This is a genomic window from Solibacillus isronensis (genome assembly GCF_900168685.1).
Classification (GTDB): Bacteria; Bacillota; Bacilli; order Bacillales_A; family Planococcaceae; genus Solibacillus; species Solibacillus isronensis_A.
Genome location: NZ_FVZN01000014.1, coordinates 1,028,413 through 1,054,988 on the forward strand (window position 1 = coordinate 1,028,413; position 26,576 = coordinate 1,054,988).

At 37.8% G+C, this 26,576-nt stretch carries 26 protein-coding genes and 1 other annotated feature; of the genes, 17 read left to right on the forward strand and 9 right to left on the reverse strand.

What is annotated here, in order from left to right:
- The first annotated feature begins 440 nt into the window (after positions 1-440).
- Positions 441-660 (forward strand) — a binding site (T-box leader).
- A 39-nt stretch (positions 661-699) separates the two neighbouring features.
- From argS to B5473_RS13645, 7 genes are all read left to right on the forward strand, one after another.
- Positions 700-2,379: an arginine--tRNA ligase gene (argS, locus tag B5473_RS13615; protein WP_079526042.1), complete on the forward strand. Its 1,680-nt coding sequence runs from the start codon at positions 700-702 to the stop codon at positions 2,377-2,379.
- Between the two features lie 124 nt (positions 2,380-2,503).
- Positions 2,504-3,358, forward strand: coding sequence for an alpha/beta fold hydrolase (locus B5473_RS13620; RefSeq protein WP_079526044.1), 855 nt, complete (start codon positions 2,504-2,506; stop codon positions 3,356-3,358).
- A gap of 40 nt (positions 3,359-3,398) precedes the next feature.
- Positions 3,399-3,980, forward strand: a complete 582-nt coding sequence (locus B5473_RS13625) for a GNAT family N-acetyltransferase (RefSeq protein ID WP_079526046.1) — start codon at positions 3,399-3,401, stop codon at positions 3,978-3,980.
- Between the two features lie 191 nt (positions 3,981-4,171).
- Entirely contained in the window at positions 4,172-5,242 is a 1,071-nt protein-coding gene (locus tag B5473_RS13630; RefSeq protein WP_254865317.1) for a 3'-5' exonuclease, read from the forward strand.
- Positions 5,243-5,345: 103 nt separating this feature from the next.
- Complete coding sequence (coaW, locus tag B5473_RS13635) at positions 5,346-6,182, forward strand: type II pantothenate kinase (protein ID WP_079526050.1); 837 nt, start codon at positions 5,346-5,348, stop codon at positions 6,180-6,182.
- Positions 6,183-6,320: 138 nt separating this feature from the next.
- Entirely contained in the window at positions 6,321-6,719 is a 399-nt protein-coding gene (locus B5473_RS13640) for a MarR family winged helix-turn-helix transcriptional regulator (RefSeq protein ID WP_079526052.1), read from the forward strand.
- Positions 6,720-6,724: 5 nt separating this feature from the next.
- On the forward strand, positions 6,725-7,915 hold the full coding sequence (locus tag B5473_RS13645; RefSeq protein ID WP_079526054.1) for an MFS transporter: 1,191 nt from the start codon (positions 6,725-6,727) through the stop codon (positions 7,913-7,915).
- A 129-nt stretch (positions 7,916-8,044) separates the two neighbouring features.
- Here B5473_RS13645 and B5473_RS13650 read toward each other — a convergent pair whose 3' ends face one another.
- On the reverse strand, positions 8,045-8,434 hold the full coding sequence (locus tag B5473_RS13650) for a reverse transcriptase-like protein (protein WP_079526056.1): 390 nt from the start codon (positions 8,432-8,434) through the stop codon (positions 8,045-8,047).
- A gap of 111 nt (positions 8,435-8,545) precedes the next feature.
- On the opposite strand from B5473_RS13650, the gene B5473_RS13655 reads away from it, so the two are divergent.
- Entirely contained in the window at positions 8,546-8,737 is a 192-nt protein-coding gene (locus tag B5473_RS13655; protein WP_008404740.1) for a zinc-finger domain-containing protein, read from the forward strand.
- 310 nt (positions 8,738-9,047) lie between these two features.
- On the opposite strand, the gene B5473_RS13660 is transcribed toward B5473_RS13655, so the two are convergent.
- Positions 9,048-10,043, reverse strand: a complete 996-nt coding sequence (locus B5473_RS13660) for a YecA family protein (protein WP_079526058.1) — start codon at positions 10,041-10,043, stop codon at positions 9,048-9,050.
- 235 nt (positions 10,044-10,278) lie between these two features.
- Positions 10,279-11,178: a DMT family transporter gene (locus B5473_RS13665; protein WP_079526060.1), complete on the reverse strand. Its 900-nt coding sequence runs from the start codon at positions 11,176-11,178 to the stop codon at positions 10,279-10,281.
- A 226-nt stretch (positions 11,179-11,404) separates the two neighbouring features.
- Here B5473_RS13665 and B5473_RS13670 point away from each other — a divergent pair, with 226 nt between their 5' ends.
- The 3 genes from B5473_RS13670 (at position 11,405) to B5473_RS13680 (ending at position 13,845) form a co-directional block, all read left to right on the forward strand.
- Positions 11,405-12,277, forward strand: a complete 873-nt coding sequence (locus B5473_RS13670) for a LysR family transcriptional regulator (protein ID WP_079526062.1) — start codon at positions 11,405-11,407, stop codon at positions 12,275-12,277.
- A 14-nt stretch (positions 12,278-12,291) separates the two neighbouring features.
- A complete protein-coding gene (locus tag B5473_RS13675; RefSeq protein ID WP_079526064.1) occupies positions 12,292-12,954 on the forward strand; it encodes a phosphopantothenoylcysteine decarboxylase domain-containing protein in 663 nt (220 codons plus the stop codon).
- Positions 12,955-13,038: 84 nt separating this feature from the next.
- Positions 13,039-13,845 (forward strand): VOC family protein, encoded by an 807-nt coding sequence (locus B5473_RS13680; protein ID WP_079526066.1) that lies wholly within the window; start codon positions 13,039-13,041, stop codon positions 13,843-13,845.
- 43 nt (positions 13,846-13,888) lie between these two features.
- On the opposite strand, the gene B5473_RS13685 is transcribed toward B5473_RS13680, so the two are convergent.
- Entirely contained in the window at positions 13,889-14,089 is a 201-nt protein-coding gene (locus B5473_RS13685) for a cold-shock protein (RefSeq protein ID WP_079526068.1), read from the reverse strand.
- Positions 14,090-14,279: 190 nt separating this feature from the next.
- Between B5473_RS13685 and B5473_RS13690 the strand changes: the two genes are divergently transcribed.
- Positions 14,280-15,959 carry a formate--tetrahydrofolate ligase gene (locus tag B5473_RS13690; protein WP_079526070.1) on the forward strand — a complete coding sequence of 560 codons (1,680 nt, stop codon included), beginning with the start codon at positions 14,280-14,282 and terminating at the stop codon, positions 15,957-15,959.
- A gap of 155 nt (positions 15,960-16,114) precedes the next feature.
- Here the strand turns inward: B5473_RS13690 and B5473_RS20695 are convergent, their stop codons facing one another.
- Entirely contained in the window at positions 16,115-16,267 is a 153-nt protein-coding gene (locus B5473_RS20695) for a hypothetical protein (protein ID WP_176142076.1), read from the reverse strand.
- Positions 16,268-16,543: 276 nt separating this feature from the next.
- Between B5473_RS20695 and B5473_RS13695 the strand changes: the two genes are divergently transcribed.
- From B5473_RS13695 to B5473_RS13710, 4 genes are all read left to right on the forward strand, one after another.
- Positions 16,544-17,176 carry an HD domain-containing protein gene (locus B5473_RS13695; RefSeq protein ID WP_079526072.1) on the forward strand — a complete coding sequence of 211 codons (633 nt, stop codon included), beginning with the start codon at positions 16,544-16,546 and terminating at the stop codon, positions 17,174-17,176.
- Positions 17,173-19,059, forward strand: a complete 1,887-nt coding sequence (locus B5473_RS13700; protein WP_079526074.1) for an ABC-F family ATP-binding cassette domain-containing protein — start codon at positions 17,173-17,175, stop codon at positions 19,057-19,059. The genes B5473_RS13695 and B5473_RS13700 overlap by 4 nt, the downstream gene beginning before the upstream one ends.
- A 10-nt stretch (positions 19,060-19,069) precedes the next feature.
- Positions 19,070-20,191 (forward strand): virulence factor, encoded by a 1,122-nt coding sequence (locus B5473_RS13705; protein ID WP_079526076.1) that lies wholly within the window; start codon positions 19,070-19,072, stop codon positions 20,189-20,191.
- A gap of 147 nt (positions 20,192-20,338) precedes the next feature.
- Complete coding sequence (locus B5473_RS13710; protein ID WP_079526078.1) at positions 20,339-21,535, forward strand: aldehyde dehydrogenase; 1,197 nt, start codon at positions 20,339-20,341, stop codon at positions 21,533-21,535.
- A gap of 59 nt (positions 21,536-21,594) precedes the next feature.
- Here the strand turns inward: B5473_RS13710 and B5473_RS13715 are convergent, their stop codons facing one another.
- From B5473_RS13715 to proB, 3 genes are all read right to left on the reverse strand, one after another.
- Positions 21,595-22,488: a DMT family transporter gene (locus B5473_RS13715; protein ID WP_079526081.1), complete on the reverse strand. Its 894-nt coding sequence runs from the start codon at positions 22,486-22,488 to the stop codon at positions 21,595-21,597.
- A 172-nt stretch (positions 22,489-22,660) separates the two neighbouring features.
- Complete coding sequence (locus B5473_RS13720) at positions 22,661-23,926, reverse strand: glutamate-5-semialdehyde dehydrogenase (RefSeq protein ID WP_176142077.1); 1,266 nt, start codon at positions 23,924-23,926, stop codon at positions 22,661-22,663.
- A 12-nt stretch (positions 23,927-23,938) separates the two neighbouring features.
- Positions 23,939-25,021, reverse strand: a complete 1,083-nt coding sequence (proB, locus tag B5473_RS13725) for a glutamate 5-kinase (protein ID WP_079526083.1) — start codon at positions 25,019-25,021, stop codon at positions 23,939-23,941.
- A 628-nt stretch (positions 25,022-25,649) separates the two neighbouring features.
- Between proB and B5473_RS13730 the strand changes: the two genes are divergently transcribed.
- Positions 25,650-26,126: a sigma-70 family RNA polymerase sigma factor gene (locus tag B5473_RS13730; RefSeq protein ID WP_079526085.1), complete on the forward strand. Its 477-nt coding sequence runs from the start codon at positions 25,650-25,652 to the stop codon at positions 26,124-26,126.
- Between the two features lie 53 nt (positions 26,127-26,179).
- On the opposite strand, the gene B5473_RS13735 is transcribed toward B5473_RS13730, so the two are convergent.
- Positions 26,180-26,572, reverse strand: coding sequence for a glucosamine 6-phosphate synthetase (locus tag B5473_RS13735; RefSeq protein WP_079526087.1), 393 nt, complete (start codon positions 26,570-26,572; stop codon positions 26,180-26,182).
- Between the last annotated feature and the right edge of the window lie 4 nt (positions 26,573-26,576).

Genomic DNA, 26,576 nt, shown 5'->3' on the forward strand with positions numbered 1-26,576 from the left:
CTAAAGGCTTACTGAATTAAAACTACTGAGACGATGATTTCAGTAGTTTTTTTATGCTTGCCGTTCGGGCGTGCTGGGGGGATTGGATTTTCTAATAAACTGGCAGATTGTTCTAATATATTTTAAAAAGTTCTAATAAAATCCTTATCTTCTAATATATTTGCCGGTTGTTCAAATAAGTGGTTGAGATTTTCTAATAAAGCTTCCGGTTATTCTAATATGTCACAAGCATCATCTAATAAACGTATCAAATGTTCTAATAAAGGCTATTCGACGTCTCTAAAAGCCCCCTTAGTAAGGAAATAACTGAGCAGCATGCATTTATATCAAGTGATTTTCTAAAATTAAGTCGCTATTGTCTAATATCCGTCCGAGATTATCTAATAACTACAGAAATAACATTGACAATAATCACCTTTAATGGATATAATTCAATAAATTTAAATTCGATGAAAAAGACAGTAATTTACAGATGTTTTGGAAAGCGAGCCGGGGATTGGTGTAAGCCTGGTGCAAAATATGTAAATGAAGCGCACTTTGGAGAAGCGGTCTGAACATGAGTAGGATCTGCCGGGGAGTCACCCCGTTACTAATGGAAAGTGGTCACGATTTGTGGCAACTAGAGTGGTACCACGGGAATTCAAAGCTCTCGTCTCTATTATTTGAGACGGGGGCTTTTTTATTTTGGGAGGGGATAACATGTATAAAAGTATTGCATCAATTATTTATGAGGCTTTGTCGCAAAAAATAATAACTAATAATGAAATTGAACGACTACTGGAGAAGCCGAAATATGAGCATTTAGGGGATGTAGCTTTTCCATGCTTTACGCTTGCTAAAACTTTAAAGAAAGCCCCGAACGTTATCGCTCAGGAAATAAGCAACAGTATTAAAAGTGAGCTCGTTCAGGAAATACAAGTTGTTGGAGGCTATATTAATTTATTTTTAAATAAGCTACAAGTAACGAGAGACGTCATTACTCAAATTATGAAAGCCCCAGAAGCATACGGTCAACAAGAAACCCAGCAGAAAAACATCGTAATCGATTTTTCATTACCGAATATTGCAAAGCCATTCTCCATGGGACATCTACGTTCTACTGTTATTGGCAATGCCCTTGCAAATATTGCAGAAAAAAACGGATACAGTGTCGTTCGGGTAAATCATCTTGGCGACTGGGGCACCCAATTTGGAAAATTGATTGTCGCATTCCGATTGTGGGGAGATAAAGAACGTGTTGAACAAGCACCTATTGAAGAACTTTTAAAGCTATACGTGAAGTTCCATGATGAAGCAGAAACAGATGAAACACTAAATGAGGAAGCTAGATCAGCTTTTAAAGCGCTCGAAGATAAGGACCCTCAATCAATGGAATTATGGACCTGGTTTAAAAGTGCCTCTTTACAAGAATTTAATCAGATTTATGATCAGCTTCATATTGAGTTTGATATGTATGAGGGAGAAGCTTTTTATAATGACAGAATGCAGTCTGTTGTTGATGAATTAAATAAGAAGCAAATACTTACAGAGTCGGATGGCGCAAATGTTGTGGAGCTTGAAGACATGCCACCTTGTTTAATAACAAAACAGGACGGTGCAACATTATATGCAACCCGTGATTTAGCCGCAGCTTTTTACAGACAGAAGCATTATGAACCTTCTAAAGTTTTCTATGTAGTAGGAAATGAGCAAACACTGCATTTTAAACAAGTGTTTCAAGTGATTTCGAAAATGGGGTATCCTTGGTCGGAAAATCTGAAGCATGTACCATTTGGAATGATGCTGAAAGACGGGAAAAAGATGTCGACTCGTAAAGGTAGAGTCATTTTATTGAAGGACGTATTAAAAGAAGCAGTGGAAACGGCAACCAGAAATATAGAGGAGAAAAATCCAACGTTAAATAATAAACAAACTGTTGCTGAGCAAGTAGGAATTGGCGCGGTTATATTTAATGATTTAAAAAACTTCCGATTAAACGATATTGAATTTTCATTACCTCAAATGTTGAATTTCGAAGGTGAAACAGGACCATATGTACAATACACTCATGCCCGTATCCATTCAATTTTACAAAAGGCAAAATTTAAAGCTAACAAGGAAATACCCGTAAAAGAATTAGAAGAATCGGCTTGGGCGGTAATTCAGCTGTTGCAACATTATCCACAAGTGATCACAGATAGTTTTGAACAAGTGGATCCGTCCTTAATTGCGAAATATGTATTGCAATTAGCACGGATGTTCAACAAATATTATGCAAATACAAAAATTTTAGTAGAAGATGAACAGCGGGAAAGCCGTTTACAGCTATGTTTTGCAGTGGCAACTGTATTAAAGGATGGTTTGAAGTTACTAGGAATCCAATCTCCTGAAAGTATGTAATTATAACGAACTTAGTGGTGACTTGAATGCTTTAAAGGTTCTCTAAAGATATAAATACTCATTGTGTCCACTCATTAACTATGCGAAAATTTATTAGAATATTGGAAAAATAAGGAGTGGTACTATGTGGGAACAGCAGCTAATTGAAACAACGCGAGGAATATTCGAAGTTTTTACAAAAGGGGAGGGGAAACCGCTCTGTGTGACGCATTTATACAGTGAATATAATGCAAATGGAAATCGATTTGCGGAAATGTTTGTCCCGTATTATAAAGTGCATTTAGTGAATTTGCGTGGCTGTGGAAATTCAACGGATGATGTGTCTGTCTTTAATTATGGCATGAAGGATAGTGTAGCGGATCTGGAGGCCCTCCGTACAGCATTGGGTTATGATGCATGGGGCTTTGCGGGGCATTCAACAGGAGGGATGCTTGCATTAGATTATGCTATTTTGCATCCGGAAAGCGTGGAGTTTATCGTAGCTGGCGGACTCTGTGCTTCTGCAGAATATATGCATCATCCTGCGAGCATTTACTGCAAGGAAAATCCTAACAATAAAAGGATTCTTGAGATTTTAGCGATGCTGGCTGATCCATCATCTACAATCGAGCAAAGAAGAGCTGGCTCTAAAGAATGGGCGCTTATGTCGTTATATAAAGAACAAAGCTATGAAAATATGATAAGCCGTCCGAACAGCGGGAAAACCGTTTCGAAAAGACTGGACTATTTTTCGTATAAAGAGCTGCCAGAATTCGATTTGCGACCGCAATTACCAACAGTGAAAACGAAAGCCTATATATATGGCGGGTTATACGATGCCCAATGTCCGTATGAATTTGCAGTGGAAGCGGCGGATTTGTTGGCGAATGCGACATTGACGACATTTGCAGAAAGTAATCATCATCCGGTTATTGAGGAAGAAGAAAAATTCTCGGAATTTGTGCGGAATCTGTCTCAAGTTCATTCTTTACGTTCATAAGGGAAACATCCAATTTGATTTAGTGAAAAGGGAGAATTATATGGAAGAAATAATATTAGAAAATGAAATCATCAAACTAAGGCCAGTCCAATTAAGTGATATCGAAGCAATCACAAATGCCGCGAATGATGAGCGGATTTGGGAGCATATGTCGGTAACATTGCTTTCACAAGAAGCGGTACAAAACTATATCGAAAATGCGATTAAAGAGCGTGAAAAAGGTATTTCGTATATGTTTGCGATTGTCGATAAAAAAACAGATGAAATTGTAGGCTGTACATCTTTTCTTGATATTTCGTTTCCCCATAAACGGCTTGAGATAGGGGCGACTTGGTATAATCCGAGTCTTTGGCGTTCTGCGATTAATACAAATTGCAAGTTTCTATTGTTCCAATATTGTTTTGAAGTACTTAAATTAAATCGTATTCAAATTAAAACAGGACACGAAAACTACCGTTCACAAAAAGCCATTGAACGTATTGGCGCAGTGAAAGAAGGAATTTTGCGTAATCATATGATTCGAAAAGAAGGAATCATTCGTCATACCGTTATGTATAGTGTAATTTTGGAAGATTGGGAAAAACTTAAAGCTATGTTCATCGATCGTCTATTAATTTATTGAAAATTTGCAGGTGAATTAATAGCATTGATAAGAATTTATAAGAAAATCACATTTTTTCAAGCCTTTTAACACGAATTGTGTGGAATAAACGAACATTATCGTGTCATATCCCATATTTTCATATACAATGAGAGAGGTTAATCTTTAATAGGAAGATCATATCCTGTTAAATTTAGATAGATTCGGTGTAGGTGAAAAATTTGGGACGAACGAAAACATATATAAGTATAGATATAGAAGCCGCCCTTATACGCGGTAAGCAGTATATTATTGAAATTGGTGCGGTTAAATGGTTACCGGATGGTACGACAGAAACGTTTACTCAGCTAATTCAGCCATATAAATTCAAAAAGCTGAATGCGCATATTCAAAAACTGACAGGTATCACTACAGAACAGCTGGTTGATGCGCCTTCTTTTAAAGAAGCTTTTAATAAGTTTAAACGCTGGTGTAAGCAGGATTATGTATTTTTGACATTTGGTGAATTTGATCGGAAAGTGCTTGAAGAAGAGCTGTCGCGCAATTACATAAAAAATGATTGCTTATATCCGATGATCGACTTTCAGCAAAAATATATGATTGCCAATGGGTTAAAAGAGCAGCCTTCATTAGGTGGGTTAATGGCGCAGCTTGGATTGGAAAACGAAACACAGCACCGTGCATTAGCCGATGCGGCAAGCCTGCTCTCAATCTTTGTAAAAGTTGATGGAGATCAGTTAATTGAACAGCAGCAAACGAATGATTTTATTTTATTACTGACAAATTTCCGGATGCTGGAAACGACATACGAACTTGTCATTTCAGCAACGAATTGCAAAATCGAGGATGATCGGATAACGATTGAATCAATGAAGACTTTCCGTGAGGAGCTTCCTTTTACTGTTCAAATGATTGAACGTCAAGGAGAAGACGGGGAAACAACAACAATGGAAAAGATTTCGATAAAACCGAATGCGCAGGCGAAACAGTTCTTGCAGCAAATTTCCGAGAATATGCACGGTAAAATTTTAATTTCACGCACGGCATTACGTTCAATGTCAAAAATATTGAAATTACATCAAGTAACTTTACCGAAAACTGAAGTAATGACATTAGTAAATTTATTGAAAAAAGAAGAGATTATTGCAAGATTTAATTTGGATGATGAACCAACCAATACATATGAGGCAAGGGTTTTGCGTTTGCTTAATAAGTATGAGCATATGTTTGTTGCTGAGTTTTATAAACGTGCATTAATCGAGAAAAATATAATACAAGTATAATAAATTCTCCATTTTTAGGAGAATTTTTTCTTTAATGCCGACTCCTATTACGTTATGATAGGGGGGTACGAATCACTCGTGGGATAATAAAGGAGATTAATTTATGTCAGCATGGATTGGAATTGATACAGGGGGTACGTTAACAAAGCTTGCCTATTTAGATGAACATCAGGAGCTTAAATTAACGGTCTTTCCATCTAACGAAATGCATTTAGTAAAAGAATGGTTGGAAAATCATCCTCAAGTTGAAGAAATCGGCTTAACTGGAGGACGCACAGAGCAATTACTGGACGTCTTAAAAACAATGAAGTCGATTGAATATATTGTTGAATTTGAAGCAACATTAAAAGGTGTGCGCTATTTGCTGGAGAAAGAAGGCCACACAATTGATCAAAGTATTATTACTAATATCGGTACAGGCACATCGATTCACTATATGGATGGCTATACACATGCCAGAGTTGGCGGTACAGGAGTTGGCGGAGGTACTTTAATCGGACTTTCGACAATTATGACCGGAATTTCAGATTTTGATGAAATTAAAGCAAACGCTTTCAAAGGGAAGCGAGAAGGCATTGATTTGCTTGTAAAAGATATTTATCAAGGTATGGATACGCCGATTGACGGCAATTTAACTGCAAGTAATTTTGGGAAGGTCGGTATTACCGATCAACGTGAATTTGAACAGAATAATGTACTGGCCACAACACAAGGGCTGATCGGTGAAGTAATATCCACGTTAAGTATCCAGCTAGCCGTACAATATAAGACAGATCATATCGTATATATCGGCTCAACGCTAATCGACAATGAACAGCTTGTAAAGGTGATTGAACATTATACTATATTGAAAAAACATAAACCTATTTTCTTAAAGGATTGCGGATTTTCCGGTGCGATTGGTGCATTGCTGAATATCCGTGAGCACAGCATAAGATAAAGGACAGCATTTAGGCTAGCATCATAGTTTAAATGCTTCTTTTTTGCCTTTTTTATCTCAATTACTTTACATAGATTTTTATGAGGCGTAAAATAGTGAAAGTAAATTATTTAGTTAGGTAAATAAGGAGAGATTGCGATGAATCCGTTATTTCATATACTTTTTCAGCAAAATCGTTATTTAGTAAAACAGTTAAATGATGTTTTAAAACAACACGGACTATTCAGCTCACAATGGACGGTTCTTTTTTTATTGCATCAAAACGGGCCGATGACACTTACAGCGATATGGAAATACCTGGATGTTGAAGCGCCGACTGTTACGCGAACTGTCACTCGTCTGGAGACGCTAGGCTGGGTGGAAAGGGTTCAAGGAACGGATAAACGGGAAAAAATGATTGATTTAACGACCAAAGCAATGGAACAATTTCCTCAAATAGAAGTATCCGTCGTTTCATTTGAGCGAAAAATGGCTGAGCATCTAACAGAGGAAGAACAGGTGCTCCTTATTCAATTACTAAAAAAGATGGAAGGTTAGAATAAATGGAGCTACAAGAACAAACAAATAAAATTTTTACAAAACGATTTATAAGTCTATTCTTTACGAATATGTCGATATTTCTTGTGTTTTACGGGTTGATCACAACGTTGCCGTTATATGCAATCGGTGAATTAGGAAAATCGGATGACGATTCGGGCCTGCTCGTAACTGTATTTTTAATTTCGGCGATTATCGTTCGTCCTTTCAGTGGAAAACTGTTGGATCTTTTTGGCAAGAAGCGTTTGCTGATTATCAGTCTTATACTATATTTTGCATGTACGGTATTATATTTATTTTTTAAACCATTTCTGCTTTTACTGGCACTTCGTTTTTTTCAAGGCATCTGGTTTAGTATTGCAACAACAGCATCAGGCTCTTTAGCGGCCGATATTGTACCGAAAAGACGTAAAGGAGCAGGATTGGGCTATTTTGCGATGTCCACAAATTTAGCTGTTGTATTCGGTCCTTTTATCGGGTTGCTTATTATTCAATATTCAGGTTTTGATGTGTTGTTTATCGCCTTATCTGTCTTTGTGGCAATAGGCAGTTTGCTGGCACTAACTATTCAGACGAATGATTTGCCAAAACCAGTCGTGGCAGACCGAAGCTTTAAATTTTCATTCAATGATTTATTTGAACGAAGTGCATTACCGCTTGCTGCACTCGCTAGCTTAGTCGCATTTTCTTATGCGAGTGTTTTATCGTTCTTATCACTTTATGCGGAACAGAAAGATTTACTGAGTGTTGCCAGCTATTTCTTTGCGGTATTTGCTGTTGCGATGATTTTCGTTCGTCCATTCACAGGGAAAATCTATGATACAATGGGCGCAAAATTTGTTATTATTCCGTCGTTCTTTATTTTTGCATTAGGATTGATTATTCTTGGTAATGCAGATCAGGAAATTCCGTTCTTATTATCGGCGATCTTTATTGGTGCAGGGTACGGTACGTTAACAACAAGTTTCCAGTCACTTTGTATCCAAGCAACGACAATCCAGCGCAGCGGATACGCTACGGCCACTTATTTTACGCTGTTTGACATAGGGATTGCTATTGGATCGTACTTACTGGGGATGGTAGCGGTGAGTCTTGGCTATGAATATGTGTATTACATTGCGGCATTCATAATAGTTGTCGTATTCGCACTGTATATGCTGTTACTCAATCGTCAAAAACATAAAACAGAACAATAAGAAAAACGATTCATCGTTCCATTAGTGGGATAGATGGATCGTTTTTTGCCACAATTAGTTTTAGGAGTTTTCGGTATGGGAAATGGGTTGAAAGGTGCTATTCCTGTCTTTCCAGTGAAGTGCAAATATCTAACTATTTTTTAAAATCGCCTCACGGGCAAGTACATCCGCTGCTTTGTTTTCTTTATCGGGAATCCACTTTATGAAAAATAGGTCAAATTGTTCGATTAAAGAGAGTGCCTGCTCTAAATAAGGTTTGAATTCCTCGTTTTTCACATATGCTTTGTCGATTGAGCTTACGACAATTTTTGAATCGGAGCGCATTGAAACAAACGATGAACCGATTTTCAAAGCTTCTTCCAAACCGCGTAAAAGCGCAATAAATTCGGCCTGATGGTTGTTTGTAATGCCGATTGGTTCACTGATTTTTACATGCTGTCCTTCACCTTTAATAAATATGCCAATCCCGCTAGGACCGGGATTGCCGGCACTGGCGCCATCTATATAGACTTCTAACATAATTTCGCTCCTTTAATGTTCTGTTCGTTTAAGTATAACAAATACATGTAAGTTGGAGAAAATAAAAAAATAGCGTACAATAGTAAAACAAATTATCGGGAGGTACATGACTTGAATAAAGTAGATGTTATGAAAGATATTGATGAATTAATGGATATGTACTGCGCTGATTGTCTAGTCATTCAGGACCTTCGCAAAGAACGCGGTAAACATGGTGCACACCGTTTCTGCATTGAATCTTGTACAGTAGGGGAACAGCTTCAGTTTCTTGGTAAAGAAATAATGAAAGTTTCCGAAAAATAATAATTTTAGAACATTCATCTTACTATTGAATAATAATGTTTTTTTGATATAATAATTAAGTATTTCTTATTTACCTAGTTTAAATCTCTGGTACAGATTTATTTCTAACAGGTAAATGACTTCAGCGGAGTGGTTACCGTTGAAAAATTTCTTCATTTTATAACCTTTTTATAGCTGAAAAGGGAGAGACAACTTGTTATGTGTAGCGCATAACTACTATATTACAAGTTGTTTTTTTATGGTCTTATTTAAAATCAGCACAAATGAAAAAGCTACTTTCGACGTCTCGAAAGTAGCTTTTATTCTTTTGTTAACTATTAACAAGTTGCTTTTCATTATAGAAAGCATTTAATTCTTGATAATATTTATTTAAAGAAGATGGGGAAACACTGAAGCTTTCGCCGATTTCTTTTACAGTGAATTTTTGATCGAATAAATCATTATCCTGACCGAATCTTACTGCACCTGCAGCAATAGCGCCTGCTTTACGTGCTGTAGGCTGTTTTTCGACTAAGTAGTCTTCAACCATTGCTACGAAGCTCTCGTTATTGATCGCTTTTTCCGCCATAAATGCTTTTAACTGTTCCACGACTTCCTGCTCGAAAGGTGTAAACTCTTCCCCTTCATAGCCGTTTTCAACTAGGCCTTCCCATAATAATAAATGGTTTTCTTTTGTGAACTGCTCAACAGGTAAACGGCTTGCTTTGTAAGCTTCTGTAAACTGTTCAAAAGAAATCGCATGTTCTTTATGGAAGAAGATTAGTGTAGAGACAGCTAATACGTGGTTTTCCTTGTTTGAACCATCCGGTAATAAAAAGGCGAACACACGCATTCCTAGAGGGATTGATTTGTGGCTTTCACGCTGAATATGATAGGTTGTGCCAGTTAATGCAGAGATAGCTGTAAAGTAATCATCTTTCACATCTTCAACAGTTCCGATGAAGAAAATCGGCTGTTCCCATGATTTCAATAATTCGATCATAGATGGGCGAAGCACTTTTTTCGCTGTTTTCGCTAAAAAGTTCTGCCAAATATCAGGTCGTTGATGGAAGAAATATTCGTCCAAAGCAACGGCTTCCACTAATTCCTTGTGTAATTTCTTTTCTAATTTCGGTGCCCAATTACGAACCAATTCCATAAATTCACGGATATCTTTTCGTTCTGGGTAATTACTATAGAAAGTTTGTAATACGTTTTCAATCTCTTCCTGGAAAACGTTTTGTGAAGTTACTTGATTTTTTCCTTCACAACATTTTTTGTATTTTTTTCCACTACCGCATAGACATGGGTCATTACGTCCAATCATTGTAACACTTCCTTTAATACAACTTTTAAATACTAATGTCGCAGTATTGCTACTAATAATAATAACGTCAGATTGTTATTATGAAAACTGATTATGTTTTTAGAACTATCAGAAAAATCGTTGCATTTTACATTATATTAAACTTTACATAAAAATAGAACAATAATAGAGTTAATTCTATCAATAATCTATAAAAAAAGAGACATGGCACGCTTCGATGCGATGTCTCTTCCTATTATAACGTAGTTTCAGAGTGAGTAGGTGCTGGGATTTTTTTCATTGCTATAAATTGTTCGAGTTGAGCAACAGTATTCCCGATTAAAATAAACGCACCACCAATCACAAGTTGTGCAGTTAAACCTTCCCCTAGGAAAAGCATCGCGAATATGGCTGCAAAAATAGGTTCAAGAGAAAAGATCAGTCCTGTATGGGTAGGGGAAGTGTATTGTTGTACAACAGCTTGCGCGATAAAGCAAAACGCGGTACAAATAATACCCAATCCAAGTACAGCAATCCAACTAGAAGAATTCGACGGGAACATGGGAGATTCGAACATCATAGTGAACACTGCTCCAAACAAGCCGGCAATACCTAGCTGATAGACTCCATAAGAAATGGACTCAACGTTTTTAGTGAACTTACTATTTAATATTAAATAGATTGAATAGCAAACTGCTGCGATCGCAACTAAAAGATCTCCAGTCTGGAACGTCATAGAATCTTTCATTGTTAAAACGGTAATTCCAATCATTGTAGCAACAACGGCAAAGCTCACTGCTCGTGAAGGAAGGCGTTTTTCAATAAAGCTCGTCATGATCGGTACTAATACAACTGTTAAACTAAGTATAAAGCCTGCATTACCAGCTGAAGTCGTTTTCAGACCTAACAGTGATAAGGCAAAAATCGTAAACAATAAAAAACCTTGAACCGATGCATATAAAATCGTTTTGATATTCACACGCAACATCTTTGGTAAAAAGATTAGCCCTGCAATGATAAATGCGATTAAGCATCGAAGTGCTACAACATTAAAAGCTTCCAGACTTTCCAGGCCCATGACCATAAACGTATAGGATAGCCCCCAAAACATTGTAACAATCACCATTAAAATATTTGCTTTACCCTGTAAACTCAAAGATGTCACCACATTTCTAAAAAGTAAGTTTTAAATAGTCAGTAAAAATATGTAATAGAAGACAAATTTAACTATAGGATTAATAGACTTAAAATATATTATCATCTACAAATCCGATCTGTTATAAAACAGTATAAACAGGAAGTTGTGATTAGTAAAACGAATGTTTATAATGAATGATATGAAAATAATTCATGTTTAAAATTGATTGGTGGAGTGAATTATCATGAGTTTAGTCAAGTATGAAATTTTAAATAAAGTGGCGGAAGTACATAGCTTTACAAAAGCCGCCTCGGTTTTAGGACTTACACAATCAGCTGTAAGTCATGCAGTTTCAAGTTTGGAAAAGGAATTTGGATTTAATTTAATCCATCGTAACCGTACAGGAGTAACATTGACAGAAGACGGTACAAAAATGCTTTATGAAATGCGCAAAGTGTTATTGGCGGAAGAACATCTGCAGCAGACCGCGTCAAATATTTTAGGGGTAAGTCAGGGGACAGTGCGAATTGGGCTAATATCGACGATTTCTACACATTGGATGCCGAACATCATTCATATTATGGATTCAGAATATCCGGGCATTCGCATTGAATTGCGTGAAGGGGATTACTATGAAATTGAACAGTGGCTATTACAAGGTGAAGTGGACTGCGGATTTTTAAACCGGACAAGCTCCAAACAGTTCGAATTTATACCGCTAAAAAGGGATCCTCTGTTATGTATTGTGTCGTCGCATAGTCCGCTATATGATAGAGCAGAGATCGATTTATTTGAAATTGAAGAAACGCCGATTATCATGCCTTCTTATAAAGGGACAAATGATGTGATGACGACATTTGAAAAATATGGTGTATTTCCAAATATCCGTTTTGAACTTTATGACGAAAAGGCCATCGTATCAATGGTGGAACATAATCTAGGCATTAGCATACTGCCTGAAATGGCGATTTCGATGCTGCCGGATACTGTAAAAGCCCTGCCTCTTGTACAGGAAAGTTACCGAATCCTCGGGCTGTCGACAAAGCAGAAGCTTTCACCGGCATCGCAAAAATTTGTGGAAATATTAAAACAGTGGCTGGAAAACGAAGAACAGTAAAAGGGGAACCAACTATGCTAACAGGAAAAAAAGTTTTAATAACGAGTGGCGGAACATTCGAGAAATGGGATAATGTTCGCGGCCATACGAATTTATCAAAAGGAACAATGGGGTGCTATTTAGCAGAAGCGGCACTTGAAAAAGGTGCGAACGTCATTTATATGCATGGTGTATTTACACAGCTGCCGGAACATCAAAATGAGATGCAGCTTATTAAATTTGAAGGTATCGAGGATTTAGGCGATAAGCTAAAAACTATTCTTGAGTCCGAGGAAATCGATTATGTCATTATGGCTGTGGCCGGCTCTGACTGGCTTATTGACAAAGTGTTTGATCAGCATGGTAATGAGCTGACTGAAAAAGGGAAAATGCCATCTGATGAACCTCCAATTATCCATTTTAAAAAAGCGCCGAAAATTTTGGCACAAATTAAAAACTGGTCGCCGGAAACAACATTAATCGGCTTTAAACTGGAAGCGACAGAAGATGAATCGTTTTTATTGGAAAGAGCTTCTGCAAGAATGGAAACGGCAAAAGCGGATTATATGGTCGCAAATAGCTCCAAATCTTTGTACGGTGCAATGGAGCCCCATTATATTATTCATAAATCTGGGAAGACAGTTAAAGTCGACGGAAAAATGGCAGCTGCAACTGCATTAATTAATGTTCTATCCTAAATATAGTTTGTTCATTTTTCAATTGCCTGTATATGTTATAATTTAGAATATTTAATCTATTTAATATTGAAAAGAGGTTGAAGCATGTACCAGTTCGATCATCTCGTCCATTTTGTCCCATATCCAGAACAGACATTGTTAAAACTCCAAGAAGAAGGTCTCCATGTTGTCCCGGGAGGAAGTCATGAAGCGTGGGGTACATATAATACACTAAGCTATTTTGATTTAGCTTATATTGAATTGATCGGCGTTGAAAATGAGGAAAAGTTTCAGGAAGCAGCCAAAAAGAAGTATTCATTACATGCGAGTTATAAAGAAAATCACCGACGTGACGGATTGACGCGTTTTGCGGTTCGTACAACGACAATCGAAGAAGATGCGAAGTTATTTGCTAAAGCCGGGTTGGAAGTAGTTGGACCTGAACGCTTTTCCAGAAAACGGGAAGATGGCTCTGAAGTAAGCTGGCAACTGCTTTATATTGGTCACCCGAAATCGAAAATTGAATTCCCATTTTTCATTCAATGGGATGAAGCAGATACAATTCGGCGTAAAGAACTAACGGACCGTGGTATTATAGCAAAACATCCTTTAGGGGATTTAACGCTCCAAGCTGTCCATTTTGTTGTACCGAATTTTGATGCCGTGGAGCAAATTGCCCAATTATGTGGTGCGACCATTTTAAAAAAGGAAAATCAGGAAGAGAACGTGGAGTATTCGATTATTCTACTCGATGAAGTAAAACTTATTTTTGTCAAGCCAGTTGGTGAAGGAATGGCTTGGAATTATATGCTCGAACATGGCTATGGCATAAAAAAGGTCGTCATTTCAGGTGCGACGGAGCAAAAGCATTTTACAATTGATGGCGCACAATACGAAATAAATAAGAAATAAAAAAAGGCTGTAAACGACTAAAACATTTCGTTTACAGCTTTGTCTATTTTTTTATAACATTCGCTGCCTGTGGACCCCGGATGCCATCGACTAAATCGAATTCAACCACTTGTCCCTCATCCAGTGAACGAAATCCTTCCTCTTGTATGCCAGTAAAGTGTACAAAAACATCTTCACCATTCGCAGATTCTATAAATCCATAACCTTTTTCATTATCAAACCATTTTACAGTGCCTTGGTGCATCCGCTTTCTCCTCCGATACTGTCAAAATCAATTGATGAAACATAAAGATTCCAGAATATTACGAATAAACTATATACTATACATATGATAACTGTCAATAATTTGTCGATTTAACTCACTTTTTATATTTATTAATTCAGATAAAACAGACTATAATAAAGTGATTACATATAAGAAAGCAGGGCGAAGCATGACAACTACTACGAAGAAACCATTAACAGATATTGAAATAGCCAATCAAGCGACAATGAAGCCGATTTTGGAAATTGCTGAGAATGCAAACATTCCGTTAGATGCAGTTGAACAATACGGTCGCTATAAAGCAAAAATTGATACAAGTAAAATTAGTGGTGAAGCAACGGCAAACGTGGTGCTTGTAACAGCGATTAGCCCTACACCAGCAGGAGAAGGAAAATCAACGGTAACAATCGGTTTGGCGGATGCATTGCACCAATTGGATAAGCGAGTAATGGTTGCTTTACGGGAGCCTTCATTAGGACCGGTAATGGGTGTGAAAGGCGGCGCTACTGGCGGCGGATATGCACAAGTATTGCCGATGGAGCAAATCAATTTGCATTTCAATGGCGATTTCCATGCGATTACGACAGCAAACAATGCATTATCTGCATTGATTGACAATCATATCCATCAAGGAAATGCATTGAATATTGATCCGAGACGAATTGTCTGGAAACGTGTACTGGACTTAAATGACCGTGCACTGCGCCATGTAACAGTTGGTTTAGGTGGTCCGATGCAAGGTGTACCTCGTGAGGACGGGTTCGATATTACAGTCGCTTCTGAAATTATGGCCATTTTTTGTTTAGCAACAGGCATGAAAGATTTGAAACAGCGTTTGGCACGTATTGTAATCGGTTATACGTACGACCGGAACCCGGTGACAGTTGGTGACTTACAAGTAGAAGGAGCACTCGCTCTTATTTTAAAGGAAGCGATGAATCCTAACTTGGTTCAAACAATTGAAGGTACACCCGCATTAATTCATGGTGGTCCATTTGCTAATATTGCCCATGGATGCAACTCGATTACTGCAACTCAAACAGCCCGTAAACTTGCGGATATCGTTGTAACAGAAGCAGGGTTCGGTTCTGATTTAGGTGCGGAGAAGTTTTTAAATATTAAAGCACGTGAAGCAGGATTTAAACCGAACGCTGTCGTTATTGTTGCGACAATCCGCGCACTGAAAATGCATGGCGGTGTAGCAAAAGCTAACTTAGTGGAAGAAAATGTGGAAGCTTTAAAACAAGGTATTTCCAATTTAGCTCAGCATGTAGCCAATGTCCGGAACTTTGGACTGGAGCCGGTAATTGCTTTGAACCGATTTATTACGGATACGGAACAGGAACTGAAAGCTGTTTTACAATGGGCGGAAGCGAATGAAGTTCGGATTGCCCGTACGAATGTATGGGAAGAAGGCGGTAAAGGCGGTATTGAACTTGCTGAAAAGGTTCTCGAAGTAATTGAACAGCCAAATACTTTCCATCATTTATATGATCTGCAAGAAACAGTGGAACAAAAATTAACGAAGATTGTACAGCAGGTTTATGGCGGTGCAGGTGTACAATTAACGGATGCTGCGAGAAAACAGTTAGCAGTCATCGAAAAAAATGGTTGGGACACTTTACCGATTTGTATGGCGAAAACACAATATTCATTATCGGATCAGCCAAGCTTAGTAGGCCGACCAACCGATTTCGTTGTGACAATTCGTGAAATTCTTCCGAAGTTAGGTGCGGGATTCCTCGTATGCTTAACAGGGGATATTATGACGATGCCGGGCTTGCCGAAACAGCCTGCAGCACTAAATATGGATGTAGCCGAAGACGGAAGTGCACTCGGATTATTTTAATATGAACAGCATATAGCAACCGACAATATTTTTGACTGAGGACAAAAACGCCGGAGCGATTAGTAAAAGTAAAAGAAACGTATTCGTTTGATAATTCATTCGAATACGTTTCTTTTATTTGCATTGGAAAATTTGTTGAAATTTACGTTCGTTCATTAAAACATGATTTGTAGAAGGTTAGTCGCAATCATAAAAGTTGCACTTAGTCCGTATGCAACCGATCCAATTAAAATTGGTGAAATAACAATTAGACCTTTACGTTGGCTATCGTTCATATTTGGTGCTACAGCTTGCATCATTCTTTGCATAATTAACACTCCTTTTTTCTGTTTTATGTTTTCTTATTGCTATTATATGATGTAAATTTGTAAAATACAAGCATTTAGTTCACATTTTAGACAAAAATTATCTCCGCATAATGAAGGATACTTGATTTTTCGTGTAAAAGTTGCTAGGGAGGGGGTTAGGGCAAGAGTAGGGAAGACGGAATTTTTTAGCAATAAACATGTCAAATAACTGAAGTCATCCTACTTCTCGTGGTAATATAATTATGTAAACTCTAAAAAGAAAATGGTGAATGTAACATGTCCGAAATAATCGTACGATGTGAACAATTAGTAAAAGAAATTTATGAAACGATGGATGCAAGCCATGATTTTCAACATATTGAGCGTGTCTATCAAAACGCTATGACAATACTTAAGTCCGAGCCTTTAGCAGATGAAAAAATCGTAAGTTTAGCTGTGTTGCTGCATGATGTCAGTGATGAAAAATATGCTGCGGATAAACAGCAGGAACAACGGATATTGGATGAACTTGATTTAACGGAAGAGGAAAAACAGCATATCCGAACAGTCATTGCAGAGGTTTCATTTAATGGGGGCAATGAACGGGATATTACAACAGTAGAATCAAAAATCGTTCGGGATGCAGACCGTTTGGATGCAATTGGTGCGGTAGGGATTGCACGTACGTTTGCATACGGTGGTGCGAAAGGGCGTAAGTTGTATGATGATGCAGAAGAAGTGCGTGTAAATATGACGAAAGAACAATATCGTAGTCAATCCACAGCGTCTGTTACTCATTTTTATGAGAAGCTTTTATTATTGAAAGATTTAATGGTAACCGCAAAAGGACGCGAAATGGCTGAAGAACGTCATGCCTTTATGGTACAATTTTTAGAGCAGTTAAAAAAAGAAAGAGACGGGATTTCATGAGTCATTTAATCGTATCAGATTTAACAAAAACAGTAGGCGATAAAACGCTATTTCAAAATATTGAATTTACCATTTATGAAGGTGAACGTGCAGGCTTAATCGGGATAAACGGAACAGGAAAATCAACTTTATTATCGATTATCGCAAAAAAACAAGATGCGGATACAGTGGAATTTGACCATCCGAATAAATACCGCATTGCCTATTTGGAACAAGACCCGCAATTTCCGCAAGATTTAACAGTTTTACAAGCGGTATTTAGCGGAGATTCACCGATATTACAGTTAAACCGTGCCTATGAAGAGGCGGTAGCAGCATTATCTCAAAATCCGCAATCTGAAAAGCTGCAAAACGAACTATTTCGTTTACAGCAGCAAATGGATACGGAAAACGCCTGGGATGTCAATGCATTGGCAAAGCAAGCGTTAACGAAGCTTGGGATCGATATGTTTGACCAGCAAGTAACAAGTCTTTCGGGTGGACAGCAAAAACGTGTTGCATTGGCAAAAGTATTAATCGAACCGGCAGATCTGTATTTACTGGACGAGCCAACGAACCATTTGGATGTTACATCGACAGAATGGCTGCAGGAAATGGTGTCACGCCTAAAAGGGGCGGTTATCTTTATTACCCATGATCGTTATTTCCTTGATGAAACCGCGACACATATATATGAATTGGCAGATAAGACGTTGTACCGCCATACAGGATCTTATGGTGATTTTCTTGAAGCACGGGCAATTCGTGAAGAAATGAATGCAGCATCACAGGCCAAATTACGAAATCGTTATCGTTCAGAACTAAAATGGATTCGTCGCGGGGCAAAAGCGCGAACTACAAAACAAAAGGCACGTATTCAGCGTTTCGAAACATTGGATGAGTCTATCGATCGTTCGAATGATCAGTCTGATCTTGAACTGGGTCTGGCAACAACACGTTTAGGAAAAAAAGTGTTGGAATCAGATGGAATTTCCAAAGCATACGGAGACCGGATCATTATTCGGGATTTTGAATTTTTACTGCAGCACGGGGACCGTATTGGCATAATCGGAGCAAATGGGTATGGAAAATCAACACTCCTTAACATGCTCGCAGGTGAAATTGAACCGGATAAAGGCGAGGTAATTGTCGGCTCAACAGTAAAACGTCTTCATTTCAAGCAGGCACTGCCAGCAATGAATGAAAATGCACGAATGATCGATTATATTCGTGAAGCTTCAAATGATATTACCGATTCTGATGGGGTTCGTTACTCTGCATCACAAATGCTCGAACGTTTTTTATTCCCGCTTAATACACACGGTACACCGATCAGCAAGTTATCAGGCGGGGAACGCAAAAGACTTCACTTGCTTCGACTATTAATGGAACAGCCAAACGTTTTGCTTTTAGATGAGCCGACGAATGATTTGGATATCGAAACATTAGGCGTTCTTGAAGATTTTATCGAAAACTTCCCTGGTGTTGTCATTACAATCAGTCACGATCGTTTCTTCCTGGATCGTATTGCGAAAAAGCTATGGATATTGGATGGAAAAGGCGGCGTTTCGGAAAGCTTGGATATCTATACTGATTATTTAGCAAAACGCGAGTCGGAACTGCAGCAGGAAGCGAAAGAAATGAAGCAGGAAAAGCCAAAAGTTGAAAAGCAAAAATCAGAAAAGAAAAAACTATCATTTAAAGAGCAGAAAGAATGGGAAACTATTGCTGACACAATTGCTCAAGTTGAAGAAAAAATTATGACGGCAGAAGACGAAATTTCTTCAGCCGGTTCGGACTTTACAAAACTTCAGCAACTAACATCCGATTTAGAAAAGCTAAACCAGGAATATGAACAATTAATCGAGCGCTGGAGCTATTTAGACGAAATTGCAAACGGATAGGAGCATAACAATGAAAATTTTATCAATTGAACCAACACCAAGTCCAAATTCAATGAAAGTAATTATCGATCAGGATTTACCATTTGGTAAAAGTTTTAATTATACGAAAGACAATATTGGTGAAGCTTCACCGGAACTGCAGGCCATCTTTGCGGTAGAAGGGGTAAAGGGCATTTATCATGTATCGAATTTCCTGGCTATTGAACGAAACGCAAAATTTGCATGGGAGAATATTTTAGCGGATATTCGCCGCGCAATTGGCGGAGAGGCGACTGAAAGCACGGAATACGAGATGAACGAACATTATGGGGAAGTAAATGTTCATGTTCAAATGTACAAAGCGATACCATTGCAGATCAAAGCATTTGACGGTGAAGGGGAAGTGCGAATAAGCGCAGGAGACCGTTTCACGACAGCTTTTAAACGTCTGCAATTCAGTGTAACTGATGAAAACTATATTTTTGAACGAAAATGGGTCGATTTCGGTGTTCGCTATGGCGATAAAGAACAAGTTGTACAAGAAGTGCTAAAAGAGGTGGATGCATTATATCCTCAAGACCGTGTTGAAACAATTGTTCAGTCGGCAAATGAGCAAGTTGTCACAGCAGCTCAAGAGCGTAAAGAAGTGACGTTAGAGCAATATGAGCAAGTTGATGATTGGCAACAACGCTTCCAGTTGCTAGATCAATTACCGGATCCGGAAGTGAAGGATATTCCATTGTTCGAAAAAGCGCTGGAAGACGAGCAAATGTCCATCCGTCGCCTAGCAACCGTTTATTTAGGAATGATTGAAGATGTTGCGGTTGTACCGGCTTTAACGAAGGCATTGAATGATAAAAGTGCAGCGGTTCGCCGTACAGCGGGCGACTGTATGAGTGATTTAGGGTTACCTGAATTTGAGCCTGCGATGATCGCTGCATTAGGTGACAAAAATAAACTTGTCCGCTGGCGTGCGGCAATGTACTTGTATGAAGTGGGTACGGAGCAGGCAATTGACGCATTAAAAACAGCGAGTGAAGATAAAGAATTCGAAGTAAAGCTGCAGGCAAAAATGGCACTTGCCCGTATTGAAGGCGGGGAAGAGGCAAAAGGTTCTGTGTGGAAACAAATGACAGAAAGCCGTAAAGCTTAAATTTTATGCTGCTAACGAAAATAATCGTTAGCAGTTTTTTATTTTAGTTAAACAATATTACACATTATTACATTATTTTTTTATCGAATGGTATAATTCGATGAAATGGTATATATTAGGAATATACTAAAGAAAGGTGGGTCCATAATGGAGGAGCTATTGTTGAAAAATCCCAGCTCATTAAGTGATGAGCGTAAAGAGGCACTGTTAGATTTACTTTACTCCGAACATTGTAATGACTCCATACTATTAAAAAGTGATGATTTTTATTTATTTTTTCATGATATTTGGTCACTTTTTGAAATTGGGGAAAAGTACGAAAGCGAAATTGTAGAAGAAGATATTAGGCTGAAAGAATGGCGAATTTTCCTGTTGGAATTTTTCTCAGCTCGAAATTTAGAAAAATTGCACTTTGAGTACTTAACGAATTCCTCTGTAAAAAAATTTTTTGTAGCACTATACATATGGAAAAAAATTAAAAAAGATTATTTTTATGATATGCGTAAAGTTTTGAAGATCGAAAAATTAAAAAATGAATATGAAAAGGAATTTGCTGATAGTCAAGATACTAGGGATATTTATCATGAAATCCATTTAAAAATTCAAAGCTATTGGTATATGAATTTATTTAAATTCAATTCCATTTATGACAGGATTCTCGAAGAAGTCCTGGAAGAAACGAAAGCGGTAGAGCTGCTTTTCGGTGACAACATATGGGAAACAATCAGCAATGATAATTTAAGGAAATTTATGAGTTATATTGAATCGAGGCACTTTTCCGAAGTTTTGTTTTGGAAATCCAAATTTCAGACAGAACAATTTTTAAAAGTTGGACTCGATCCGAACAGTACATATGTATTTTGTGTTCAAAAAGATATATCGATGAAACGTAGCCTTACTTTACAAAATGGATTGGCATTGGCCGTTTCTGAATTTTCACAAAAACATGAACACAATTTTGTTTTTTTATCATTCATAAAAGCAATCGATCAGGAAATGATTTCCCATAAAGAGACGATAGATTTTAATCATTACTTCGAGCTCGATAAATCATTCGGACTCAAAACGGAACCGATTAATTATAAAGGCGTTATCAATTATGCCTTTACGATGTTAAAGTTAGAATTATCTCATAGCAATAGCGGTAAAATCTATTTAATCTGCAATGAATTACTATTTGACGATTTTCCTAATGAAGAAGATTGGATATCAGCTGTTACACATTACAAAAAGCTGAAAAAGATTGAAATTGTCGTCATCTATATGGGCGATAAAACAAAACTTCAGCAAATATGGTTCGCAGATAAAATACTGATACCAAAACAGCTGGCTCAGTTTAAATAGAAAAAATAAACTCTAAATAGTGCGGATTCATATCGCACCTATTTAGAGTTTATTTCGGTTTATTGTGAACTACTTGTTTTTAGCTTCTTCACGGTTTGCTCAGGAGCGAAAATGGTGTACAAAATACTTCCGAAAATCAGGACAATTCCGAGCATTTGGAATAAACTTGGTCGGAATGAAAGCAATACAGCATCCAATAATATCGCTACTACAGGATCTACAAATACGAGTACCGAAACGATGACAGTAGGAAGATCTCGGACACTGTCAAAAAATAAATAGTAGACAAATCCGGTATGAATTAAGCCTGTACCAAGTATGTATAGCCAGTTTGTATTCGTTAAACCTTCAAATGCTGCAAAATCGCAAAATGGGAGCAACATTATTATCCCGGTAATCGTTTGGATATATGTTAATACATAGGATGACATACCGTGAATCGTTTTACTCGTGAACATTGTCAGTGCATAGCAAATGGCCGAAAGTAATGCCCATATAAAACCTGAATTCATAAATTGGGAGACGCTTGTAAAGCTTTCAATTCCGATAATGAGAATACTACCGAAAAAGCAAATAACGGTTGCACAAATTGCGCGTATCCCCATTTTTTCAGCCAAGAAAACCGAACCTAATATTAAGACAAAAATCGGGGCCAAATTGTAAATTGAAATGGCGATTGAAATCGACATAACTTCGAACGCTTTAAATAAAAACACCCAGTTCAATACAAGAAATACACCGCATACAACTGTTTTCATCACTTCGCTTTTATTCCAAACTTCAGTTTTGTGACCGCCTGTAATAAACCATAATCCGCCTAAAAAGAGTGTCGCACAAATACAGCGAACAAAAACGAGCTCTACTGCAGGCAAGCCGGTTTGTGTTGTAAAGAAACCGATAGAGCCGAAAATAGCCATGGAAAGAGTAAGTTTAAGCATTGAGCGTGCATTCATTTGGTGAACCTGCTTTCTTTATCCCGCAGTAACGGGTAGTAATTTATCTGCCTTGAATGCAAATCGGCAGAGGCAAAACTCCCGCATTCAGACTGTAGCAGGGCGCATAGGATAGGCGGGAGATTAACTATCCGTAAAAGCCCGATTCATTTCACTTTAGAGAAGGTGGGTACTATTCACGAATTTGACCGTTGCCGTGAATATAGTATTTCGTTGATGTTAATGCTGGTAAACCCATCGGTCCGCGAGCATGAAGCTTTTGAGTTGAAATACCGATTTCAGCACCATATCCGAATTCAAAGCCATCCGTAAAGCGTGTCGATGCATTATGATACACAGCTGCCGCATCAACCGAATTTAAAAAGATTTCAGCGTTTTGCACATTGTCGGTAATTATAGCTTCCGAATGATTGGTCCCGAACTGATTAATGTGATGCACCGCTTCCAATACATCTTCAACAACTTTTATGCTTAATGTCAGAGCCAAAAATTCTTCAGCGTAATGCTCTTCTGTTGCCTCAATTGCTTCTGGCAATACAGCACACACATTTTCGTCTCCATAGATTTTTATTTCAAGTTCATTCTGTAAGTAATGCAAAAATTCTGCACCATGACTTTGGAAAAATTCCTGATGAATTAATAAACTTTCCGCAGCATTGCATACGGATAAACGCTGTGTTTTCGCATTTTTTACAATGGATTTTGCCATCTCAAAATTAGCGAATTCGTCCAAATAAATATGGCAATTCCCGGCACCGGTTTCAAGTACAGGAACCGTCGATTCACGTACGACTAAATCAATCAGTTTTTTCCCTCCGCGCGGAATTAGCACATCCAAGTATTCCGTCAACGTAAATAAAGATTTCGCTGTTTCACGGCTTGTATCTTCGATAAGCAAAACGGAATCTTTCGGGTAGTCGACAGCTTCTAAGGCACGGTGAATCGATGCAACGAGTGCAATATTTGAGTATTTTGCAGATGAGCTGCCACGTAAAAGTACCGAATTACCGGTTTTAATTGAAAGTGTTGCTGCATCAATCGTAACATTCGGGCGTGCTTCATAGATCATGCCAATTACTCCTAATGGTACACGCTTTTTAGTAATTTGAAGGCCATTTTCTTTCGGAATTTTTTCGACTACTTCACCGACAGGATCCTCTAATTCGATTAGCTGCATGATGGCATCGCTCATCGCTTGGATGCGGTTTTCATTCAGTAAAATGCGGTCCAGTGTCGCTTGATCGAGTGCGTTTGTTTTTCCATCAGTAATATCTTTATTGTTCTCCGTCAGTAATATGTCCATATCGGCAAGGAGTTGGTGGGCAATACTTCTTAATGCTTCATTTTTTTCTTCTGTCGATTTGATATTCGTTAAATAGCTTGCCTTTTTTGCACGCTTGCCTTTTTCAACTACTTCATTTGCAATTGTTTTTGTCATACTATAACCTCCTTAAATTTTGACCCATTGATTACGGTGAATAACTTCAATCGGGTAATGCATGAGCTCTGTCGTCCGTTTACCCATCGCTTGCTCCAATTCAGCTGAAGAATAAAGAATTTCTCCGCGACCGATACATGTATGTCGGTCAAAAACTTCTACAACATCGCCTTTTTCAAATTGTCCTTCATAGGCATACACACCGGCTGGCAGTAAACTTTTTCCTCCATACTGCAATGCTTGGACCGCACCCTCATCAATAAAAATCTTTCCGGAAGATTTTGAGAGCTGGACCCACTGTTTATTTGTAGGAACATACTTTTCATTGCGTTCAAAATACGTACCGTCACCATTGTTTTCAAGGATTTCAGTTAGTTTTGTATGGCCGGACCCTGTGCCGATAAAAACTTCAACACCTGTATTAATCGCATAATTGGCTGCAGCCAGCTTTGACTGCATGCCGCCTGTACCGACTTTTGAACCTGATCCTGTCGCAAATAGAAGCATTTCTTCTGTAATTTTTTCTATGTGATCAATTCGAATGGCATTTGCGTTTGTTAATGGGTTTGCCGTATAAAGCCCGTTGACATCCGTTAATATAATCAGCTGATCTGCATGAACAAGACCACTTACTAAAGCTGAGAGCATATCATTATCGCCAAAAGTCAATTCAGCAACAGATACAGTATCATTTTCATTTATTATCGGGATGATTGAACGCTCCAATAACTCTGTTAATGTTTCATAAGCATTTCTGTAACGTTGCTTATCGTTAAAATCAGAGCGAGTCAGTAATATTTGGGCGGACGTCTCATTATATGTGGCAAATTCATCTGCATACGCTTGTATTAATATGCTTTGACCAACTGCAGCGGCCGCTTGTTTTCCTTTTAGCGTAATTGGTCGAGAAGGGTAGCCAAGCTTTTTGAAACCTGCTGCTACTGCGCCTGAAGAGACTAAAATAACTTCATGACCTGCTTGTTTCAATGTAGCAATGGCAGCAACATGATCATGAAATTTTTCATGATCAAGCTCCCCTTTATTATTGGTTAATGAACTGCTTCCGATTTTTACTACAACACGTTTTCTTTCCACCCAAAATCCTCCTCGATAAAAATATTGAATAATCCCGCTATACAATGTTGCTCATACAAGTGCTGTTACAGGATATTGACGGTTTTAACTTTTGTTTTCCCAATCAGTAAGGAATGTATATAAACTATTGATCGACTTAAATACATAAAAAAGCACAATTCAATCCTATCGATTAGGACGAAATGTGCTGTTTCCGTGGTACCACCTAAATTGAATGCCAATACTTGCATTCCACTTCATCTCATAACGCTGAGTCTGCGCCTATTTTTGTAGGAGCTGTTGAAGTAGGTTCGGCAGGTTTTGCTATGCCATTCTTTCAGCCTGTGGAATGTGCTCTCTTGTATAGCCAATTGCTACGTACTCGTCTTCAATATGCCTTTATATTTTCTAATAGCATGCATGATAGCACGTTTTTTGTCAATATCGTTAAGTCTGATTTATTTGAAAACTATGCGAAAAACTTCTTTTTGGACCTATTTACCCTTATAAAAGTGTGAATTTTACGACTATTTTCTATGTAAATGTGATTTTTCATGATAAATCCGTACTTTGTTTCTTTCTCAGCTATTTTTTAAATTTGTAGTACCTAGGAATAATCAGTTGTGCACAGCTTAAAGGATTTGGAAAAATGCAGGATGTAGAACAGATTATTTTTGACAATGAAACATTAATAAAAAAAGTCATCTATAAACTGAAAATTTATCGAGATTTGGATGAATACATGCAAGTAGGGAGGATAGCTTTATGGCAGGCATTGCAGAAATTCGATGATACTAAAGGGGATTTTACGATGTTTGCTTACATGACTGTAAAATATGCTATCATTCGAGCACTATCCAAAGCGAATCACGTCACGGAGCATGAACTAGCGGTGGAAGAAGACGTAATTATCGTTAATTCGCAGCAACACAATATGGTTACATCAAGTTTGGAATGGCCGGAATGGTTTGAGGAATTAAATAAAGATGAGCAATTTCTGTTAATCGGTTTGTATGAAAAAGAGCTTTCGTTAAAGGAGATTGCTGACAAGTATAAGCTGAGTTATGAAACAATAAAGAAAAGACATCAACGATTACTGACTAAGTTAAGGGGTTTGTTAATATAGATTTTTTGGGATAAAAAAAGTGGAAGCTTATTAAGTTTCCACTTTGTAATATCTTATTGAATTGTATTCAAAAACTCTGTTCGCTGCTCTTCGGATTGCTGTTCGCCATTAACAAGCATTGCCCCAATACGGTAATCTGTTTGTTCTTTTTCGACAACATACTGTAAATTAACAGGCTGTACTTTGTTATCGATTTTACATTTACCTTTAAATTCCACAACATGCTCCATCATTTTTGTTTGGAAATATTCCCAGCGGCTTTCTTCACAATAGTTTTTGAGGGCTTCTTCTATTGTAATATCGCTATTTTCCATGACGGGTGTAGCATGAACATATGTAATGTAGTCATTATCTGTTACGGCTTTTTGTGGACCGAAAAAGTAAAAAAATACACCAATTACCCCGATTGGTATGATCCATAATATCGTCCGCTTTCTTTTCTCCATGAAA

Bases quoted from the DNA above. Each gene is read 5' to 3' on its own strand.
- argS (WP_079526042.1), top strand. From the start codon at position 700: ATGTATAAAAGTATTGCATCAATTATTTATGAGGCTTTGTCGCAAAAA.
- B5473_RS13620 (WP_079526044.1), top strand. From the start codon at position 2,504: ATGTGGGAACAGCAGCTAATTGAAACAACGCGAGGAATATTCGAAGTT.
- B5473_RS13625 (WP_079526046.1), top strand. From the start codon at position 3,399: ATGGAAGAAATAATATTAGAAAATGAAATCATCAAACTAAGGCCAGTC.
- coaW (WP_079526050.1), top strand. From the start codon at position 5,346: ATGTCAGCATGGATTGGAATTGATACAGGGGGTACGTTAACAAAGCTT.
- B5473_RS13640 (WP_079526052.1), top strand. From the start codon at position 6,321: ATGAATCCGTTATTTCATATACTTTTTCAGCAAAATCGTTATTTAGTA.
- B5473_RS13645 (WP_079526054.1), top strand. From the start codon at position 6,725: ATGGAGCTACAAGAACAAACAAATAAAATTTTTACAAAACGATTTATA.
- B5473_RS13650 (WP_079526056.1), bottom strand. From the start codon at position 8,434: ATGTTAGAAGTCTATATAGATGGCGCCAGTGCCGGCAATCCCGGTCCT.
- B5473_RS13660 (WP_079526058.1), bottom strand. From the start codon at position 10,043: ATGATTGGACGTAATGACCCATGTCTATGCGGTAGTGGAAAAAAATAC.
- B5473_RS13670 (WP_079526062.1), top strand. From the start codon at position 11,405: ATGAGTTTAGTCAAGTATGAAATTTTAAATAAAGTGGCGGAAGTACAT.
- B5473_RS13675 (WP_079526064.1), top strand. From the start codon at position 12,292: ATGCTAACAGGAAAAAAAGTTTTAATAACGAGTGGCGGAACATTCGAG.
- B5473_RS13680 (WP_079526066.1), top strand. From the start codon at position 13,039: ATGTACCAGTTCGATCATCTCGTCCATTTTGTCCCATATCCAGAACAG.
- B5473_RS13685 (WP_079526068.1), bottom strand. From the start codon at position 14,089: ATGCACCAAGGCACTGTAAAATGGTTTGATAATGAAAAAGGTTATGGA.
- B5473_RS13690 (WP_079526070.1), top strand. From the start codon at position 14,280: ATGACAACTACTACGAAGAAACCATTAACAGATATTGAAATAGCCAAT.
- B5473_RS20695 (WP_176142076.1), bottom strand. From the start codon at position 16,267: ATGCAAAGAATGATGCAAGCTGTAGCACCAAATATGAACGATAGCCAA.
- B5473_RS13695 (WP_079526072.1), top strand. From the start codon at position 16,544: ATGTCCGAAATAATCGTACGATGTGAACAATTAGTAAAAGAAATTTAT.
- B5473_RS13700 (WP_079526074.1), top strand. From the start codon at position 17,173: ATGAGTCATTTAATCGTATCAGATTTAACAAAAACAGTAGGCGATAAA.
- B5473_RS13705 (WP_079526076.1), top strand. From the start codon at position 19,070: ATGAAAATTTTATCAATTGAACCAACACCAAGTCCAAATTCAATGAAA.
- B5473_RS13710 (WP_079526078.1), top strand. From the start codon at position 20,339: ATGGAGGAGCTATTGTTGAAAAATCCCAGCTCATTAAGTGATGAGCGT.
- B5473_RS13715 (WP_079526081.1), bottom strand. From the start codon at position 22,488: ATGAATGCACGCTCAATGCTTAAACTTACTCTTTCCATGGCTATTTTC.
- B5473_RS13720 (WP_176142077.1), bottom strand. From the start codon at position 23,926: ATGACAAAAACAATTGCAAATGAAGTAGTTGAAAAAGGCAAGCGTGCA.
- B5473_RS13730 (WP_079526085.1), top strand. From the start codon at position 25,650: ATGCAGGATGTAGAACAGATTATTTTTGACAATGAAACATTAATAAAA.
- B5473_RS13735 (WP_079526087.1), bottom strand. From the start codon at position 26,572: ATGGAGAAAAGAAAGCGGACGATATTATGGATCATACCAATCGGGGTA.